Genomic DNA, 683 nt, shown 5'->3' on the forward strand with positions numbered 1-683 from the left:
GCCGCGGCGGAGAGTGCGGTGGAGGCGCAGTCTCCTCGAGGTGCGGTCAGCGTCGGAAGAGCGCGCCGAGGGTGCGTGCCTGCGCCCCCGCGGCGGTGTCCTGGCCGCACGCGCAGCGGTCGGGTGCGGGCACGGAGCGCATGACGGCGTCGACGTGCTGGCCGCAGCCGCCCCAGCCGGTCTTTCCGCAGTTCGGGCAGGTGACGGGGTAACACATAGGGGTCCTCCTCGGGACGGGTAACGGGGGTGGCGGGTCAGGCGCCGGCGGCGGCCTTGTGTTCGGCGACCTGGGCGTGGACCTCGGCCATGTTCAGGGCCTTGATCTGCCCGATGAGGTCTTCGAGGGCGGCCGCCGGCAGGGCGCCGGGCTGGGCGTAGACCAGCACGCCCTCGCGGAACGCCATGATCGTGGGGATCGAGCGGATGTCGGCCATGGCGGCGAGCTGCTGCTCGGCCTCGGTGTCGACCTTGGCGTGCACGACGTCCGGGTGCGCGGCCGAGGACTTGTCGAACACGGGGGCGAACGCCCGGCACGGACCGCACCACGAGGCCCAGAAGTCGACCAGGACGATGTCGTTGTCGGTGATCGTGGACTCGAAGTCCGCGAGGGTGAGATTCGTCGTTGCCATCGGGGGTTCCTTTCGTTTTCCTCGGGTGCGGGATCAGGCGGGGACGTGGGCCTC

General features: G+C 71.3%; 2 protein-coding genes. Both read right to left on the bottom strand.

Annotated features, from left to right (window positions below; genetic code table 11):
* Window positions 1-46: 46 nt before the first annotated feature.
* Window positions 47-217, bottom strand: coding sequence for a hypothetical protein (locus CQZ88_RS29985; RefSeq protein WP_164528111.1), 171 nt, complete (start codon window positions 215-217; stop codon window positions 47-49).
* A gap of 37 nt (window positions 218-254) precedes the next feature.
* The gene (gene trxA / locus CQZ88_RS20615) at window positions 255-629 is read right to left on the bottom strand and encodes a thioredoxin (RefSeq protein WP_043796566.1); all 375 of its coding nucleotides are present in this window, start codon (window positions 627-629) and stop codon (window positions 255-257) included.
* Window positions 630-683: the final 54 nt, after the last annotated feature.

Source organism: Rhodococcus sp. ENV425, from assembly GCF_002887785.1.
GTDB lineage: Bacteria > Actinomycetota > Actinomycetes > Mycobacteriales > Mycobacteriaceae > Rhodococcus > Rhodococcus aetherivorans.

Bases quoted from the DNA above. Each gene is read 5' to 3' on its own strand.
- trxA (WP_043796566.1), bottom strand. From the start codon at position 629: ATGGCAACGACGAATCTCACCCTCGCGGACTTCGAGTCCACGATCACC.
- CQZ88_RS29985 (WP_164528111.1), bottom strand. From the start codon at position 217: ATGTGTTACCCCGTCACCTGCCCGAACTGCGGAAAGACCGGCTGGGGC.